Genomic DNA, 18,274 nt, shown 5'->3' with positions numbered 1-18,274 from the left:
TATCATCCTTGTTTATTTTAGTTTAGCGTTCTTTATTCCATTAATAATTTTTACTCTATAGCAACGCCAGTTCTGCACTCAAAGGCAGATGGTCAGACAGAGTTGACCACGGTTTACCCGTATGTACCCAAGCATCCTTTATTCTGAGATTACGGACATAGATACGGTCTAAGCTCAATACAGGTAGCTTTGCTGGAAAGGTAGGCAGTAGCTTGCCGTGACAATGTTTAAAAGCTTCCGTCATACCCAAGCTTGATGCCAATCTATCACAAGACATTTTTTTCCAGTCATTAAAATCGCCGGCCAAAATTAGTGGCTGGTCAGGGGCAATCTCATCTCGGACATAGTTAGAAATCGCTTCATATTGCTTGATACGATCGCGCTCAAATAGGTTTAAATGGGCGCATAAAACCACCACTGGCACCTCCCAACCTACCGGCTGCACTTCACAGTGCAAAACCCCGCGCTGCTCAAGCTTATTGACCGTAATATTGACGTTATGCTTGGGATCAAGTGGAAATCGGCTCAACACCGCATTGCCATGATGGCCGTTATCGTACTCTGAATTTTTGCCATAACTGTTTTCTAGTTGCAGATATTCACCAAACCATTCGTGCTGAGACTGGTCAGGGTACTCGTTGTATTGAATATTGCGCTTAAGGTTTTGCCCCTGTACTTCTTGTAGACAGAGTATGTCCGAACCAATAATATCAAGTGCTTGGGCAATACCCTGAACTTTGACTTGGCGATTCATCGGCGACATGCCTTTATGAATGTTATAGCTTGTGAGTACAAAAGAGGTGGTATTAGTCATAATGGTAGTAGTCATAAATTCAGTATTTATAGAGTAGATATTGGGTATCGAATATGGTCAGCTTAAAATAAAAAATAATCGTTTGAAATAGAATCGAGGCGCTAGAAAACCATAAATATAAAAAGAGCATTGGCTCATACTGAACCAATGCTCTCATACTATACCTATGTGCTATCAATGACCAATGGCTAATTCGTTACTGAGCCTATGTCATCTATTAATAGCGGGTGACAAGAGCAATCGGTTGATCTGCATTCATAATATCTTGTGGCATAAAGACCGCTTTACCGCCATTATGAATGACATGCTCAATGATTTCACCAATAGCATCATCAGTGATACCTTCTGCACTTGAGTCGTCCGCAAGACTTAGCGTTTGCGCTTTTTCATCAATTTTGGCTGGTTGAATATAGCCACGGCGGACATACAAGGTATCGCCTATACCCTGAAAAGCACTGCGATAGACTTCTTGCAAATCAGTCTGTAGTTTGTTTGCCCCGCGCGCTTTATCAATCTCGCCCAGTGCCGCTTGGTGTAAGGAGGTACGATAACCTTCTACTGCTTCTTGTACACTGTTGATAACATGCTGTGCCCCACCCTCATCTAGATTGGTGGCGTTCGATACCGTAGCGATGATATTATCCGGACGGTCACAAACATCTTTATAGTAGCCAATATTTTTGCTATCACCGACTACGACTAGCGGCATTTTATGCTCGCCCCACAGCTCTTGAACACTCTTATCTACTTGGTTAAAGAACTCTTTTAACGCACTACTCTCATTATTCGCTGAGCGATCTGATCCGCCATCGCTTGTCGTATGAAGTCCATTATTGTCGATAGGAAAAGGAATGTTTTCCATATTATTTTGGGCAGTATCGTCTAGATCGAACTCTCGTATCACGCGATCATTAGAGGCTTCAATTAAACGTGCCTTATCACGAGTCAATACCAAAGTATAATAATGCACAGCGCTTGCCATATCACGCACTAAATCACGGGTCGCAAAACGATGTGAGATAACCACGCGCTCAGTGGTATCAATAGGCATACGGATCACTTGCACATCGTCAGTACTAGCAAAAATAGCTAAGGTATCTAGATTAAGATTATGATTCAGCTCTTTGGTCTTAGCATGGATATTGTCTAAGATAGTGGTTGCCGTACGCTTGTCATACTCATTGGTTAGACGTTCTTCGACGACTTTTAATTGGTTTTTTAGGGCAATAGGGTCTTTGTCATTAGCAGGGTGTTCGCGGTGCGTTTTGACAAAAATACTGACTGCTGGATTCGCCTTTGTCTCACGTAAGCTTTTAAGAGTTGCTTTCATTTAATACTCCTTGTTTTATGACTATAAATTTCCAATACTACTTTTGGTACGCCTTGCCTGTTACTTATTCTAGATTTTTGCGGTCAGGCGACTGCATACTCTTAATAACATAGCATGCTTAACAGGCTATTCATACTACAGCACTATTAACGCCTGTTATCCTATTACACTACCAACTTGACCACACAAGCTATAGGGTTAATTTGCAAGCAAATGATGATGCTTTGTAAATAATATCAACGCTTGCCACAATAACCTTAATAACAGTAGCCTTAATAAAGGTCATTTGATTAACAGCTTAGCAGAGCTCAAGCTTTCAGCTTGTATTTTCATTAATGAAGACCCATTATTTGAATATTACAATGCTGATTATTAACAATGGTTATCAATACCCCATAACGATTAGCCTTACATCAAGCTATTTAACTTTGAGAAACCTTGATATTAATATATCTTTAAAATATAAACAGTAACGCCTGTTAATCATTTGAACGATTTGAATAATTACGCCAAATTAAACCCTTTTATCTATCAAACTCATTATTTATAACGGAACCTTTTATGACTTCTATTTCTTCAAAGTTACATCTTGTCGATTTTGCCGATACTGCACCAAGCACTTTACAACAGCAAGTAATCAGCGCCATTGACACGGCTAATGCGTTTTTAGATGAGTTGACGGTGTGTACAGATAGCAAGGATACGTCTACCTCGATAGACGCTGAGCAAGCGCTAATTGATATAACAAACTTTGACCACATCAATTTGGCATTGGATCGAAGTTGGGGCATTTTGTCGCATCTGAATAGTGTGATGAGTAATGATGATATCCGCCATGTCCATCATGAGCTGTTACCAAAGCTATCAGCTTATGGTACGCGCGTTGGGCAGCATCAGCCGCTATTTAGTCGTTATCAAGCGATTGTCAATGATAAAGCTTTCTTCGCAGCCCTTGAGCCAGCACGAGCACGAGCTATTGAGCTTGCGCTACGTAGCTTTGAGTTATCAGGGGTCGCATTACCAAAAGCTGAGCAAGATAAATTTGCGGCTATTCAAAGTAAGCTATCTACGCTATCAGCCACTTTCTCAGACCATGTTTTAGACGCCACTCAAGCTTATGCTTTGCCGCTTAAAACAGAGCAGTTAGTAGGTTTGACTGAAAGTGGTTTGGCATTAATAGCCGATGCTGGTGAGCAGTACAAAACAAGCCAGCTTGCAAATGGTTCGCTCACGCAAACAGAGATTGATACCTTATCGACGCCTTATTATGTGGCAAGCTTAAATATTCCTGTGTATCTTGCCATCATGACCCATGCCGATGATCGCAACTTACGCGAGACGTTATATCGTGCTTATGTCACTCGCGCCTCTGAGTTTGATGATCATACTAATGCTAAAGGTCAGTCTCTAAATAACGCAAATATCATGAGTGAGATTTTGCAGTTACGTGAACAAAAAGCCAGACTATTGGGTTTTCATAACTATGCAGAGGTATCGCTATCGACCAAAATGGCAGACAGCGTGGCAGAAGTAGAAACCTTTTTACGTGATTTAGCAGTGCAAGCAACGCCAACTGCTGTGCAAGATTTGGTGCAATTGCAAAAATATGCGCAAGATTACGGTACTGAAGATTTGCAGCCGTGGGATAGTGCTTATATCGCCGAAAAGGTCAAACAAAGCGAGTTCAGCTTATCACAAGAAGAGATTCGCCCGTACTTCCCATTACCAAAAGTGATTAGCGGGTTATTCGCTATCGTTGAGCGTTTATACGGTATCAAAGTACAAGAGCAAAATGAATCCGTATCACGCTGGCATGATGACGTGCGTTTTTATCAGTTATTTGATGCTGATGATAACTTGCTTGGCGGTTTTTATTTTGATTTATTTGCCCGTAGTGGTAAACGCGGCGGCGCCTGGATGAGTGGCTTTCAGTCACGTTATAGTTATGAAGAGCAAAACCACCAACAGCTACCAGTGTGCTTTATGGTCGGTAACTTCACCCCAGCACTCGATGGTAAGCCAAGCTTATTGACTCATGATGAAGTTGTCACCTTGTTTCATGAGTTTGGTCATGGTCTCCATCATTTATTAACCCAAGTAACGGTAGGTGATGTTGCTGGCGTCAATGGCGTAGAATGGGATGCCGTCGAGCTGCCGAGTCAGTTTATGGAAAACTGGGCGTGGGACGCGGAAGGTATTGCTCTTATTAGCAGTCATGTCGAAACTGGCGCGCCATTACCAAAAGAGAAACTCGATGCGCTATTGGCAGTCAAAAACTTCCAAAGTGGTTTGCAAACGCTCCGTCAGATCGAATTTGCTTTGTTCGATTTGTTGATTCATGCGCACACGCCAGCGCTTAATTATGAAGGTATCTTGACTACGCTTAACAGCGTACGTAATGATATTGCCATTTTACAGACGCCTGATTACAACCGCTTTGCCAATGGATTTAGTCACATTTTTGCTGGTGGTTATGCCGCTGGTTATTATTCTTATAAATGGGCAGAGCTGTTGTCTGCTGATGCTTTTAGTAAATTTGAAGAAGACGGTATTTTTAATCCCATCACAGGTAAAGCCTTCCGTGAGACTATTTTATCAGTGGGCGGTAGTTTTCCAGCTAAGGTGAATTTTGAAAACTTCCGTGGTCGTAGCGCCAGTATTGATGCTTTGCTACGTCATAGCGGTTTTTCTGATACTAAAGACCAGACTAAAAGTAGTACGGCTGCCAATGCCTCAATAACACGCGAGGTGATTTAAATGCGCTATCAATCAACGCGTCCAAAGCGTCAATTTTTAGCGGGCGTTCGCTGCCCGAAATGTCAAATCATGGATGCGGTAGTACAAGTCAATATCGTTGTGCCAGCGCCTGATGAATATATTGAATGTACGCTATGCGGGCATACTGAACATCGCCCTGATCCTGATGAGATCAGCGCAAAGAACCATCTTGAAGACCAATTAACTCGTGACGCTATGATTACCGGAACCAGTGGGACGGTCAAATTCAAAGAATAACTCTTTATATTTGACGATCAGACAGTTATATCTCATGATTGCTATAAACAATTCTGTATTTAATCGCCCTTCTATCAATAGATGGGCTTTTTTATTTCGAGTTTGCTATAGTATGGCAGGATATCTTTAACCTAAATTGAACGTAGTATGAAAAGCAAAAAAATGCGTCCTTTCTCCCATAAAGTCTCAAAAAAATCTACCCATTCTGCTAAGCCACGTCAAAAATGGTGGTTTGGTATTTTATTAATTGTGCTATTAATCGGTTATTTCGTTTGGAAAGGCACGGCACCTCAATCTAATCAGAGCTCTGCTGAAAATTTGCCGGTGACTTCCGAACAAGATAAGCCTACACAGATTGCTTCTGTACCATTAGAAGATGACGTTAATAATATTATTGATGATGAAAATCAAGGTAGCGCTAACATAACGGATTCTGATATCTCAGATCCCAAAGCTATCTTAGAAGCCCCATTACCAAAAACGAACAGCTTAGCTAAAGAAGAAATTGATCGTTTAGAAGATGAACGTAAGCGCTTAGCCGAACAAGAAAAGCTCGCTGCTGAACAGATTGCCATGACCAAACAATTAACTGAACTAAAAGCTCAAGAAATCGCATTACTTGAGCAACAAATTGCCCAATTAGAGGCTGATACTGCGGTTAAAACCAACACTAATTAGCCGTTATCGCCAAATAATGTATGCTTTTATTCAGGGGTTGATGATGGCATCTTTGCAACTCACTCATAATCCTATTCTAAATAGCAGCGCTCAGCTGCTCATACTTCCTGTTAATAGCGCTGGTCTCCTTTTAGATCCTATTTTGACTCGCGCAAAAACCCTATATCCTGATAATTATCAACGTTACTATCGTGCGTGCCGTGATGGTAGCTTAATGGTTGGTAGCTGTTTACTGCATAAACGCATACGTGAGCAAGCTGGGCTTAGTGTCAGTAGTAATGGTAACCAACCCAGTTATATTGCCAACCTTGTTATATCAGATCACTCTCATCATCCAGTAAGAGTACGCTGGTTGACGGCAGCTTTAGTAGATTTACGACAACAACTGACAACGCTGATACGCTATCAAGGTATCCGTCACATTGCTCTGCTTGCCCGTCCACTTATTTATAACCATTTACGCAATGAAGCCAATCCTTCGACCAATGAGTCTCTTACAACAAACCCGCTTCCATTAGATTGGCATATTGATATATTGCCTCTCATAACCCATTATTTAGCAAATTTACCTGAGCTTCGCATTGATATCCATGTACCTAAAGACATTGCCATATAACATATTTTCTAATTTTAGTTATATTTTACGTCCATAAAAAAACCGCCTTGAGCACTCATAATAAGTGATTCAAGGCGGTTCTTTAAATATTAACGCTATCAAATATTAAGCATTAGCTCTGCTCAATACCTTTCATAGTCAACTTGATACGACCACGGTTATCAACATCTTGAACCAATACTTTAACGATTTGACCTTCTTTTAGATAGTCAGATACGTTTTCTACGCGCTCATCAGCGATTTGCGAGATATGCACGAGACCATCAGTATTTGGCAATACGTTAATAAAGGCACCGAAGTCAACGATACGAGCAACTGTACCTTCGTAAGTTTTACCTACTTCAACTTCTGCCGTGATTGCTTCGATTTTAGCGATCGCTGCTTTGGTTGCCGCTTTATTTTCACCAAAGATACGGATGGTACCAGCATCATCGATGTCGATAACTGCGCCAGTTTCTTCCGTTAGCTGACGAATCGTTGCGCCACCTTTACCGATAACATCACGGATTTTGTCCGGATTGATCTCAATTACGGCGTAGTTAGGTGCATGAGCATTAATTTCAGTACGGCTTTCAGGCAATACTTTGTTCATTGCGTCTAAGATATGGATACGACCAGCATGAGCTTGTTTTAACGCTTGCTCCATGATATCTGGGGTAATACCTTCGATTTTAATGTCCATCTGTAGAGCAGTAATACCGTCTTTAGAACCAGCGACCTTAAAATCCATATCGCCAAGATGATCTTCATCACCTAAGATGTCAGACAATACAGCAAAGCGCTCGCCTTCTTTAACTAGACCCATGGCAATACCAGCAACCGGTGCTTTAATTGGCACACCAGCGTCCATCAATGCCAAGCTTGCGCCGCAAACAGAAGCCATAGACGATGAACCATTTGATTCAGTGATCTCAGAAACCACACGGATAACATATGGGAAGCGATCGCTATCAGGCAGCATCGCTTGTACACCACGGCGTGCTAGACGACCATGACCGATTTCACGACGTTTAGGAATGCCTTCACGACCTGTTTCGCCTACTGAGAAATGCGGGAAGTTATAATGCAACATGAAATGGTCACGAATGGTACCCGCTAGTGAGTCAATCATATTGACGTCACGAGTATTACCAAGGGTAGTCGTTACCAATGCTTGGGTTTCACCACGTGTAAACAATGCTGAACCATGAGTAAATGGTAATACGCCGACTTGTACATCAAGGGCACGAACGGTTTCTAAATCACGACCGTCAATACGTGGCTTGCCTGACAAGATATTGTCACGAACGGTACGATATTTTAGATCGTTATAAATTTCTTTAAGCTCAGCAACATTATTGCTATACGCTTCTGATTCAGCATCACCAGCAAGAGCAGCAAGGGCAGCGTCCTTGATTTCGTCAAGTTTCGCATAACGAGCTTGCTTATCAGTAACGGTATAAGCGTCAGATACTTGCGTACCGAACTGCTCTTTCATGCTGGTCTCTAATGCTTGATTGCGTACAGGAGCGGTATATTGCTGCTTAGCAGTACCAATTTCTTCTGCCATTGAGGCAATGTTATCGATAACGATTTGCTGCTGCTGATGACCGTATAAGACCGCACCTAGCATTTGATCTTCTGATAGCTCTGCAGCTTCAGACTCAACCATCAATACTGCAGACTTGGTACCAGCGACGACCAAGTCAAGATCACTTTCTTTAAGCTCTTCAAGGGTTGGGTTCAGTACGTATTCGCCATTGATAAAACCAACACGCGCCGCAGCAACAGGACCATTGAATGGGGCATCAGAGATAGCTAACGCTGCTGAAGCACCAATTAGTGCTGCGATATCCGCTGATTGAGTTTTGTCAGATGACACAACCGTCGCTGTGATTTGAATCTCGTTTACATAGCCTTCAGGGAATAGTGGACGGATTGGGCGGTCAATCAGACGCGAGGTTAAGGTTTCAGACTCGCTCGCGCGACCTTCACGTTTGCCGTAAGCACCTGGAATTTTACCTGCTGCATACATTTTTTCTTGGTAGTTTACGGTCAATGGAAAGAAGTTTTGACCTTCTTTGGCATCAGACTTTACAACCGCTGCTACCAATACAGTAACGCCGCCCATGTGGACTAAAATCGAGTTGGCTTGACGCGCAATACGTCCTGTTTCGATAACAACTTGCTGGTTACCGTATTGAAACTCACGCTTAATGGTATTAAACATTGTCATATAATTTTCCTAATATTGACTGACGAAATAATATCAGCACAAAAAACGCTGATATCTGTCATTAAAATTCTTTGTATATAGCTTCTAATCGACTGTCTTTACAGTTATAAATCTTGTCTATCGAAACTATTATTATAAAATATTTATCTTATGCTACTGGCTTGTCTAGCTCGCTTAGCCCTGCATATTGGTTGCTGCTAAAATTCGGTTTGCTATAACGATCATTTGGATTTTTATAGCATCAAAACTACTCCATCTATGGAGCCTCTTCAATACTTTACCTATGCACGTTTATCTATCATAAACAGTGCAAAAACCGACTCAGGCATTATTTTACAGTGATTTATGATCATTGACCAACCTAATGCACTACTATCTAATTCTTAATAATTAGTTAAATATAAGCTTTTGCTTCTGTACTTAAACTCATACCATACTGATAAGCATAAAAAAACGGCGTGAAACTATTCCACACCGTTTTTAGAAAAATCTACTTTATCGATATCAACAAGCAAGTTCCAAATAGCTGCGCAAAAAATCTAAAATACTTCCCAGTTAAGGCATATCTCGTTTTAGCAACCATTTGTACTACTGTCGTCAAATTAACGACGTAGACCTAACTGGCTAATAAGGGTGGTATAGCGACCAAGATCTTTACCTTTTAGGTAATCAAGCAGTTTACGACGGGTATTAACCATACGGATAAGACCACGACGGCTATGATGATCCGCTTTGTGTGCTTTAAAATGGTTTTGTAGATCGTTGATACGAGCACTTAACAAAGCTACTTGAACTTCTGGTGAACCAGTGTCACTTTCACCACGTTGGTATTGGGCAATGATTTGTTCGCGATCGGCATTAGTTAGCATAAATCTCTCCGGCAATGCTAAGAGCACCAAGATAACCTTAAAAGTTTAAGTATCGAGGAGCAATAGAATAGTCAATAAAATAGCCTGCACGTCATTCAGGACAACCCTGCATTACTAGAGTTGACCTAGTGTACGACAAACTCAATGAGTCATAACTGTCATTTAAAACCATTTAGAATAATCTAAACCGTATTTAAATATGACGCCAATTATAACAAAAAACTGCTGGGCTAACAGCAGTTTTTTGTTATGGTTTTAAGAATATCTGATTATTGGTAAGTAAGTTGACTAAATTGTTAGTACCCATCAAAAGTAAACATGAAATGTAGATACCAGCCTTATAATCTAAGACTTATTTATTTTTTGGATATCTTCTTCGCTAGCCGTACCGCCTAGCTCATCGTCTGCTAAAGGCACAGTCGTAGCTTCTGCTAAACTATCAGGAGAGTTATCAGCACGAGGATTGATATCTTCTACAAGTTGATTAATCTCTTGTTCTTGCTCATCCATATCTTTTACTGAATTGCTCATAGTAACTCCTATTTACATTTAACTCATATATTCATACTTAAGAAACTATTTATCTTCCTTCGTTTCCAAATTATCAGCAATACGCTCTGCGGCAGCTTCAGTGTCTTCTGTATGATTATTTTCCGTCTGGCTTTTAAGCGCTGCTTTGGCAGAATCAGAACGTTGTTGCTCAAATTTGGTATCGTTTGGATTAGGCTGTGTCATCGTGTTATATCCTTATAGATAATGAATAAAAATTACTCTAAGTTAAAACGATTGGAACTTATGTTAAAGCTTTATCAATCGCTGCGACGAAATTATTAATATCATCTGGGTTGCGTGAAGTAATCAGATTACCGTCTATCTGCACGCTTTCGTCTACGAATTTTGCCCCAGCATTTTCTAAATCAAGTTGTAAAGTATGATAAGCCGTTAACGTTTTACCCTTAGCTATACCAGTATTGATTAATATCCAAGGCGCATGGCAGATAACAGCAAGCGGTTTACCAGCCTCATTTATTGCAGTAATAATACTATGTGCGTCTTCGTTACCACGCATGGTATCAGCATTAACCGTACCACCCGGCAAAACTAAAGCATCATAATCTGCAGGTTTTGCATCTTTTGCAAAAATATCAGCGGTAAAGGTATCGCCTTTGTTGACGTCTTGCTGCATACCTTGGACTTCTTTTTCTTTATTGGTCGTTATTAGAAGTGTGCTGTAACCTTTGGCTTTTAGTTGGCTGTTAACCTCTTCATATTCTGCTTGTTCAAAGTTGTTATGAAGTAAAAAAGCAATCGTTTTCATAGTACTTCCTATTATTTGTAAATTATATTTATGACTGAATAATTTTCTTATAATTGTAAAATTTAATTTATATGAATTAATGTCTTATTATTTTTATTTAGTTTTACTGCCCAAATTTATCATTATTATTATTTTATTCAACGAAATTTATAGTAAATCCATTTTATATTATTATCACCCTTTCATATTTTATATTGTACTTTCTTATTATTCTTTTCATCCATGTCATGCTTTCCCTAACTGACTTAATCAAGATACAAAAAAAGCAGGTTTCACTATAGGTGAAACCTGCAATAAAATGTGACGATATGTGATTTGTGTGAACTCTTAGTAAGTTTTGCCGCTTTTAAGTTATAAATCTAGCCAAATTTACGTGTTGACATTATAACTGAATCAGCTTTTTAGGTTGCAATCGACCATTCAAACTCACTGCCCCTAGACCAATAAATGCGCCCTGCTCATCGATAAGACGAATATCTATCGGTATTTCATGTACCAATTGCTGCTCGTTATCATCGTTAGTCTCTTCAATATTTTGACTATCAGCAGCGCTGTTATTGTTAGCAGCTAAATGCTGATCGATAGCTGTTGCGATATAACTTTGCACATCATCAGTCAACTGATCGATAACATTCAAGCGTTGACCCATTTGTACGCGCTCACACTGCTCTGACGATAGTGACAGCTCGGCACTAATATCAATGCAGGCATCTACTGGCAGTAGATATGTCTGACGTTGTTCTAATGGCAATGCTTCTAAATCTGCAAGCGCAATTGTTTCATCGATTTTGAAGTCACCTACTTGTAGACGGCGCAATGCCGTTAAATGTCCAAGTGTACCCATAGTTTTGGCAATATCTTCTGCCAATACACGCACATAAGTGCCTTTTGAACAGGTTACTGTTAACTGGATTTGCTGCTCATCGATTGCTTTTAACTCAATGGCTTTAAGGACAATGTCTCTTGGCGGGCGGTCTACTTCTATACCAGCACGAGCATATTCATAGAGTTTTTTGCCATCTTTTTTTAAGGCAGAATACATCGGTGGAATTTGCTGCTGGGCACCTAAAAACTGCTGAGCGACTTTGTCTAACAGTGCATCATCAAACGCTGGAATCGGTGCCTCAGCAGTGACTTGACCATCGGCATCACCAGTATCAGTTTGACTGCCAAGTAAAATAGTCGCTTGATAGGATTTGTCCGCATCAAGCTGATAGTGACTGAATTTGGTCGCTTCACCCAAACAGATAGGCAATAATCCCGTTGCCATTGGATCAAGTGTACCGGTATGACCTGCTTTCTTGCTGTCATGGTTAGGTGATTTAAATAAATATTTTACCTTTGAAACCACTTGCTGAGAAGTCATACCTTGAGGCTTATCGACTAAAATCACACCAGAAACTTTAATCTTGTTAGGGTGATTACTAGACTTTTTACCCGCTTGCGTAGACGCGATAGACATAATGGCTTTTACCCTTCTATTCTTCGTTTTCTTGCTCGTCAGACTCATTTTCTTCAGTTTTAATAACTGCTTTACTGATTAAATCCATCATGTAATTACCACGGGCAGTCACTTCATCATAATGAAAGCGCAAACGCGGTGTTGTGCGAGTCTTTAAACTATGGCTCAGCTCCGTACGCAAAAATCCTGCTGCTTTGTTTAGCACCTTGATGCTTTCTTCATGATTTGACATGGTCATGGCATCATTGAGCTCAGGCTCCATAATGGTCACATACACATCAGCATAGCCCAAATCTGGGCTGACTTTAACACTAGAGATAGTGACAAAACCTGTCAGACGCGGATCATTGACCGCGTCACGGATAAGGACAGCAAGCTCACGCTGAATCTGATCAGCTAAACGTTGTAAACGTTGGTTCATGTTATTACCTTGTTTTTATTGATCAATATAATCATTTATTAATAAGTTTAACGACTAATATTTGTTAAAAAAGGCCTAGCAGGATGTACCTGTTAGGCCTAAGTACAGCTGAATATTTATAAGATAGCTAATCCATCATGCCATGCGCAGTTAATAAAGCGGGTCGCATGATGCACCATCCTAATTTCACCAGTGACTTTAGATAGTACGTGCGAACTCTTGAATCTCAAAGACTTCGATTTTATCACCAGCTTCTACATCGTAACCGCGGACGGCTAGACCACATTCCATGCCCGTACGTACTTCATTAACGTCTTCTTTGTAGCGACGTAATGACTGTAATTGACCAGTAAAGATAACTTGGTCATTACGTAATACACGGATAGGTTTGTTGCGATAAATCGTACCTTCAACCACCATACAACCAGCAGCTGCACCAAACTTACTAGAGCGGAATACTTCACGAACGTCTGCAACACCTAAGATTTTCTCGCGATGTTCTGGCGCAAGCATACCGCTCATTGCCGCTTTCACATCATCAATCAAGCCATAAATAACGCTGTAATAGCGGATATCCATGTTGGCAGAATCTGATTTACGACGTGCGGTAGCATCTGCACGAACGTTGAAGCCTAATAATACCGCTTCACTAGATTCGGCTAGCGTCACATCTGACTCAGAGATAGGACCAACGCCTGAGCTGATCACACGGACTTTAACTTCATCCGTCGATAACTCATTCAATGCAGCAAGTAGTGCTTCAAGCGAGCCACGAACATCGGTTTTTAGAACGATATTTAGGTATGAAACATTACCCTGTTCCATCTGATCAAACATGCTCTCTAGACGCATCGCGTTTTGACGCTCAAGCTGACGCTCGCGCTCACGGTTGGTTCTAAAGTCCGCGACTTCACGGGCTTTTTTCTCGTCCGTTAAGACTAAGAATTCACTACCAGCTGCCGGCGTTTCAGGTAAGCCTAATATCTCTACAGGGATAGAAGGTCCAGCTGATTGAATACGTTTGCCATGTTCATCAGTCATCGCACGAACTTTACCGTAATATTCACCAGCTAAGACTAAATCGCCTTGTTTTAATGTACCTTTTTTGACAAGGACACTAACGACAGGACCACGACCTTTTTCGAGTCTTGACTCAATAACCACACCTTGAGCAGGACCATCTAATGGTGCTTCTAATTCCATTAGCTCAGCTTGTAAGCTAATAAGCTCTAGCAGCTCATCAATACCATCACCTGTCTTGGCTGAGATACGAGCCATAGGAGTATCGCCACCCCAATCTTCCGATACCACTTCTTTTGCAGTCAACTCGTTAAGAACACGATCAGGATCAGCACTTGGCTTATCCATTTTGTTGATAGCAACAATCAGCGGCGTACCAGCAGCACGAGCATGATCAATCGCTTCTTCAGTTTGTGGCATCATGCCGTCATCTGCAGCAACGACCAATACAACGATATCTGTCGCTTGAGCACCACGTGAGCGCATTGCACTAAAGGCGGCGTGTCCTGGAGTATCAAGGAAAGTAATAACACCACGTGCTGTTTTCACATGATAAGCACCGATGTGCTGAGTAATACCGCCTGCTTCGCCCGTAGCCACTTTCGTTTCACGGATTTTATCTAGTAATGACGTCTTACCATGATCAACGTGACCCATGATAGTGACTACTGGTGGACGCGTTTGTACGTTACTGCTGCGCTCATCAACAGCATCTTGTAGATCGTCTTCAACTTTAGTATCACTGACGGGTACTGGATTGTGACCCATCTCTTCTACGATTAGACTAGCGGTTGCTTGATCAATCATGTCTGATTCGCGAGCAATTTCACCCATTTTCATGAGTAACTTAGTCACTTCACGAGCTTTCACTGCCATGCGCTGGGCAAGATCAGAAACCGTGATTTGCTCACTGATTTCTACATCATAAACAATTTTTTCGACAGGCTTTTCGAATTTATGCTGTGAAGACTGGCTTGAACGTAGACCGTTTTTGCGGTTCTTAATTTCACGCTCGTCTTGATTTTTACGACGACCACGGCCACGGGCACTAGTAGTACTGGTGCCACGCTTGATTTCACGACGTTCTTTCTCAAACGATTCTTCTAATGCGTCACCAACCAAACCTTCTGCCAATGGCTCATCTTTACGAACTTCAGTTGCGGGCTGATCAGTATATTGACCAGCCATTTTACGCATTTGCTCAAGCGTACGCTTTTGCGCTTCTTCAGCTTGGGTACGGCGTGTTTCAGTTTCGATCTCGCGTAAACGAGCTTCTTCTTTTTCACGCACTTCACGAGCTTTACGCTCAACTGCCGTCTCAACTTTTGGTTTTGTCGCTGTAACTTTCTTCTTAGGTTGGTCTTTCGGCTTAACTTCAATAGTAGTCTTGCCGCCTTTTTTCACAACCACTGACGTTGAAATATCGTCATTCTTGTCGTCTGACTTTTTGCTAGAGCCAAGGCTTGCACGCATCGCAGCTAAAGTAGCAGCTTGACGCTCCTCAGATTTTTTCTTAGTAGCAGCACGGTCTTCGGCATCTTTAGCAGCACGCGCTTGCGACTCAATCATCGCTTGCTCACGTGCAGCCAATTCTTCAGCCATCTTTTCTGGATCAGGCTTCTCGAACACTTTCTTTTTACGCACTTCAACATTGACGCTCTTAGATTTGCCCGAAGAGCCAGTCACACGCGCAGTACTAGTCGTTTTAGACTTCAGACTAATGCGACGCTTTTCTTCCTGACCATGACTTTGCTTTAAATACGTCACCAACTTTTCCTGCTCAAGCTCGGTGACTAAGTCACCTTCTGCACGCGCAGGCAGTCCAGCATCTACCAATTGCTGTTGTACAGCACTTGCGGTTTTGCTTACCATATCTGCCAGTTCTTTGACGGTCTTATCTGCCATTTATTATCACCTACTGTCTATTATTTGCTATATGTTCAATTCAGTTGTTGGCTACAAATGATTGGGGTAAGGCTGATATAAATTTTGCTCATACCAGCACTTTATTATCGATAGCATATCACCAAAAGACAGCGATATGCAGTTACCGCTTATTCATTGAACCAAGATTCCCGAGCTTTCATGATGAGTTTTCCTGCGGTTTCAGTATCTAAGTCTTCGATATCTTCTAAGTCGAAGACGGCTTGTTCTGCCAAGTCATCCACCGTAATGATGTCTTTTTGAGCCATTTTATAAGCCCAACTGACTGTCATTCCTTCAAGATCTTGTAGTTCCTGACTTGGCTCTTTCATGTTCTGTTGTTTGACCAATTCGTCTGCAATAACGACTTCTTTCGCACGCTCTTGGATCATATCAATCGCTTCATCATCTAATCCTTCAATATCGTAGAAGGTTTCGACAGGTACATAAGCCACTTCTTCAATACTGGTGAAACCAATATCGACAAGCGCTTGTGCTAGGTCTTTATCCACTTCTAGGCGTTCATAGAATAGTTCGATGAATGCTTTAGATTCGTTTGCTTGACGCTGCTGATACTCTTCTTCTAGCATCATATTTAGCTTATAGCCGGTCAGCTCAGAAGCTAAGCGTACGTTTTGACCTTGTGAGCCAATCGCACGTGCTAGCTGATCATTGGTACTAAAGATAATATCAGCCGTTTGCGTATCTTCATCTAGGATGATACTGCTTACGTCTGCAGGCTCTAAAGCGCTGATGATAAATTGGGCAGGATCATCTGACCAAACCACTACATCAATACGCTCGCCATCAAGCTCTTGCTGTACTGCTTGGATACGTGTACCACGCATACCAATACAAGCACCAACCGGATCGATACGATGATCGTTGGTCTTAACCGCTATTTTAGCACGAGTACCCGGTAAGCGCGCGACGTTACGGATTTCGATAATTTGTTCTGCAATCTCAGGCACTTCTTTTTGCATCAATGCCGAGAGCATTTCAGGATGAGTACGTGATAGAAGCAACTGAGCGCCGCGATTTTCACGGTTCACATGATATAAGATGGCATTGATACGCGATTTTGCGCGCAATTGCTCACGTGGTAGCATCTGATCACGTGATAGATAACCCTCAGCATTATCACCTAAGTCAATGATGTAACCATCACGGGTTTGTTTTTTGACTTCGCCATACATCATCTCGCCAACACGTGGCTCAAAAGCATCTGCTACTAAATTACGCTCAGCTTCACGAATCTTTTGGATGATAACTTGTTTGGCTTGAGTGGCAGCAATACGACCAAACTCGATCGACTCAATTTGCTCTTCTTTAATATCACCGATTGACCATTCTTCTTGATCAAGGTCAGTAATCGCAAGCTGACAAGCAGGCATTTCATGGTCTTCATCCGCAACCACTGTCCAATAACGATAAGTATCATAATCGCCTGTTGTACGGTCAATTGAGACCCGCACTTCTACTTCCGGCTGATCGGTATATACTTTTTTCTTAGTCGAGACGACCAAAGCATCTTCGATTGCTTCAAAGATATCTTCAGGATTTAAGCCCTTCTCGTTACTGACAGTTTCTACTACCGTTAAGATTTCACGACTCATACTATGCCTGTCCTATCATTTTTTAATTGACTTAAATTTTATAATTTTTGACTTACTCTATATTTTCACCATCAGCCATCTAAACTATTAGACTAACTGCGTTTATACACTAAAAGGTCTAATAGCGAATAGATTAAGCATCTTCATAAATTAAATTGGCTTTATCAATATTGCTTAATGCAATCTCAAACTGCTCACCATCAGTGGCAGTCAGCTTTAAAGAGGTGGCATCGATACTGTTTAAAGTACCAGTTGCTTTACGGCGTTTTTTATCACCTTCACCAATCGCTTGTATCAAACGCAAGCTCACTGTCTGACCGACATAAGCATGCATTTGCTCATCTGAAAAGAACGCACGGTCAAAACCAGGTGAAGAGACTTCTAAAATAAACTCACCGGAAATCGGATCATGAACTTCAAGAATACCGCTCACTTGGTGATTGACTGCTGCACAGTTTTCAATCGTTACTTGTTTATTTTGAGCTTGCTCTTCTGGCAATGCCTCAATATAAATGCGTAACAAAGAGCGATTGCCTTGTGGTGCAAACTCTATACCCCATAGTGCCACATCGCAAGCCGCGACGGCAGGAGCAATGATATTAGTCAATTCTGTAACTTTGGTCGAAAGCTTCATAATCTATTTATATTTTCCTATTCACTTATCTATCTTACTTAATAAATGCTGCTGAAGTTTTTCTTCATCATTATTTAATAAGAACCTATCGTTATTTAAACCACAGTGATTGTCTTATGCTTAAAGCATAAACACAAATGATATCTACCGGGTATTTGTATCAGGGTAAGCTTGACAAATATCAAGCTCAGCCGCGCTATGCTTTTATTACTTATAAAGCAGTACTATCGATAAAAGAGTGAGGAATAAAAGATAGTGTGCTTAAGTATCATCGCGCCATGAATGACATGTGATGACAAGCTTCTATAAATGGTATCGCACTCTATAGACATAGAGCTTAGCA

The 18,274-nt window shown here is 41.3% G+C and carries 16 protein-coding genes; 4 read left to right on the top strand and 12 right to left on the bottom strand.

All coding sequences use genetic code 11. From position 1 onward, the window contains the following. Positions 1 to 55: 55 nt before the first annotated feature. Both PSYCG_RS00440 and PSYCG_RS00435 read right to left on the bottom strand, forming a co-directional pair. Entirely contained in the window at positions 56 to 814 is a 759-nt protein-coding gene (locus PSYCG_RS00440) for an endonuclease/exonuclease/phosphatase family protein (RefSeq protein WP_041752899.1), read from the bottom strand. 217 nt (positions 815 to 1,031) lie between these two features. After that, on the bottom strand, positions 1,032 to 2,144 hold the full coding sequence (locus PSYCG_RS00435; RefSeq protein ID WP_011512460.1) for a hypothetical protein: 1,113 nt from the start codon (positions 2,142 to 2,144) through the stop codon (positions 1,032 to 1,034). A 561-nt stretch (positions 2,145 to 2,705) separates the two neighbouring features. On the opposite strand from PSYCG_RS00435, the gene PSYCG_RS00430 reads away from it, so the two are divergent. From PSYCG_RS00430 to PSYCG_RS00415, 4 genes are all read left to right on the top strand, one after another. After that, positions 2,706 to 4,901: a M3 family metallopeptidase gene (locus PSYCG_RS00430; RefSeq protein ID WP_020442473.1), complete on the top strand. Its 2,196-nt coding sequence runs from the start codon at positions 2,706 to 2,708 to the stop codon at positions 4,899 to 4,901. After that, positions 4,902 to 5,159: a YheV family putative metal-binding protein gene (locus PSYCG_RS00425; protein ID WP_020442472.1), complete on the top strand. Its 258-nt coding sequence runs from the start codon at positions 4,902 to 4,904 to the stop codon at positions 5,157 to 5,159. It begins immediately after the preceding gene. Between the two features lie 147 nt (positions 5,160 to 5,306). Continuing rightward, entirely contained in the window at positions 5,307 to 5,837 is a 531-nt protein-coding gene (locus tag PSYCG_RS00420) for a hypothetical protein (RefSeq protein WP_020442471.1), read from the top strand. Between the two features lie 43 nt (positions 5,838 to 5,880). Further along, positions 5,881 to 6,453 carry a hypothetical protein gene (locus PSYCG_RS00415; protein WP_020442470.1) on the top strand — a complete coding sequence of 191 codons (573 nt, stop codon included), beginning with the start codon at positions 5,881 to 5,883 and terminating at the stop codon, positions 6,451 to 6,453. A gap of 112 nt (positions 6,454 to 6,565) precedes the next feature. Here PSYCG_RS00415 and pnp read toward each other — a convergent pair whose 3' ends face one another. The 10 genes from pnp to rimP form a co-directional block, all read right to left on the bottom strand. Then, on the bottom strand, positions 6,566 to 8,668 hold the full coding sequence (pnp, locus tag PSYCG_RS00410) for a polyribonucleotide nucleotidyltransferase (protein WP_020442469.1): 2,103 nt from the start codon (positions 8,666 to 8,668) through the stop codon (positions 6,566 to 6,568). A 602-nt stretch (positions 8,669 to 9,270) separates the two neighbouring features. Further along, positions 9,271 to 9,537, bottom strand: a complete 267-nt coding sequence (gene rpsO / locus PSYCG_RS00405; RefSeq protein WP_011512454.1) for a 30S ribosomal protein S15 — start codon at positions 9,535 to 9,537, stop codon at positions 9,271 to 9,273. Positions 9,538 to 9,882: 345 nt separating this feature from the next. Continuing rightward, positions 9,883 to 10,068 carry a hypothetical protein gene (locus PSYCG_RS00400; protein ID WP_020442468.1) on the bottom strand — a complete coding sequence of 62 codons (186 nt, stop codon included), beginning with the start codon at positions 10,066 to 10,068 and terminating at the stop codon, positions 9,883 to 9,885. Positions 10,069 to 10,113: 45 nt separating this feature from the next. Beyond that, the gene (locus PSYCG_RS13380) at positions 10,114 to 10,272 is read right to left on the bottom strand and encodes a hypothetical protein (protein ID WP_020442467.1); all 159 of its coding nucleotides are present in this window, start codon (positions 10,270 to 10,272) and stop codon (positions 10,114 to 10,116) included. Positions 10,273 to 10,330: 58 nt separating this feature from the next. Beyond that, the gene (locus tag PSYCG_RS00395; RefSeq protein WP_020442466.1) at positions 10,331 to 10,855 is read right to left on the bottom strand and encodes a type 1 glutamine amidotransferase domain-containing protein; all 525 of its coding nucleotides are present in this window, start codon (positions 10,853 to 10,855) and stop codon (positions 10,331 to 10,333) included. A gap of 382 nt (positions 10,856 to 11,237) precedes the next feature. Then, positions 11,238 to 12,317, bottom strand: coding sequence for a tRNA pseudouridine(55) synthase TruB (truB, locus tag PSYCG_RS00390; protein ID WP_020442465.1), 1,080 nt, complete (start codon positions 12,315 to 12,317; stop codon positions 11,238 to 11,240). Between the two features lie 16 nt (positions 12,318 to 12,333). Beyond that, positions 12,334 to 12,738: a ribosome-binding factor A gene (locus tag PSYCG_RS00385; protein WP_011279383.1), complete on the bottom strand. Its 405-nt coding sequence runs from the start codon at positions 12,736 to 12,738 to the stop codon at positions 12,334 to 12,336. Positions 12,739 to 12,936: 198 nt separating this feature from the next. After that, positions 12,937 to 15,663: a translation initiation factor IF-2 gene (gene infB, locus PSYCG_RS00380; protein WP_011512449.1), complete on the bottom strand. Its 2,727-nt coding sequence runs from the start codon at positions 15,661 to 15,663 to the stop codon at positions 12,937 to 12,939. Between the two features lie 149 nt (positions 15,664 to 15,812). Next, positions 15,813 to 17,297, bottom strand: coding sequence for a transcription termination factor NusA (gene nusA, locus PSYCG_RS00375; protein ID WP_011512448.1), 1,485 nt, complete (start codon positions 17,295 to 17,297; stop codon positions 15,813 to 15,815). Between the two features lie 133 nt (positions 17,298 to 17,430). Further along, positions 17,431 to 17,931 (bottom strand): ribosome maturation factor RimP, encoded by a 501-nt coding sequence (rimP, locus tag PSYCG_RS00370; protein WP_011512447.1) that lies wholly within the window; start codon positions 17,929 to 17,931, stop codon positions 17,431 to 17,433. Between the last annotated feature and the right edge of the window lie 343 nt (positions 17,932 to 18,274).

This window comes from Psychrobacter sp. G (assembly GCF_000418305.1).
GTDB lineage: Bacteria > Pseudomonadota > Gammaproteobacteria > Pseudomonadales > Moraxellaceae > Psychrobacter > Psychrobacter cryohalolentis.
The sequence above is the reverse complement of the archived record's forward strand: the minus strand, read 5'-3'. Positions and strand labels throughout refer to the sequence as shown.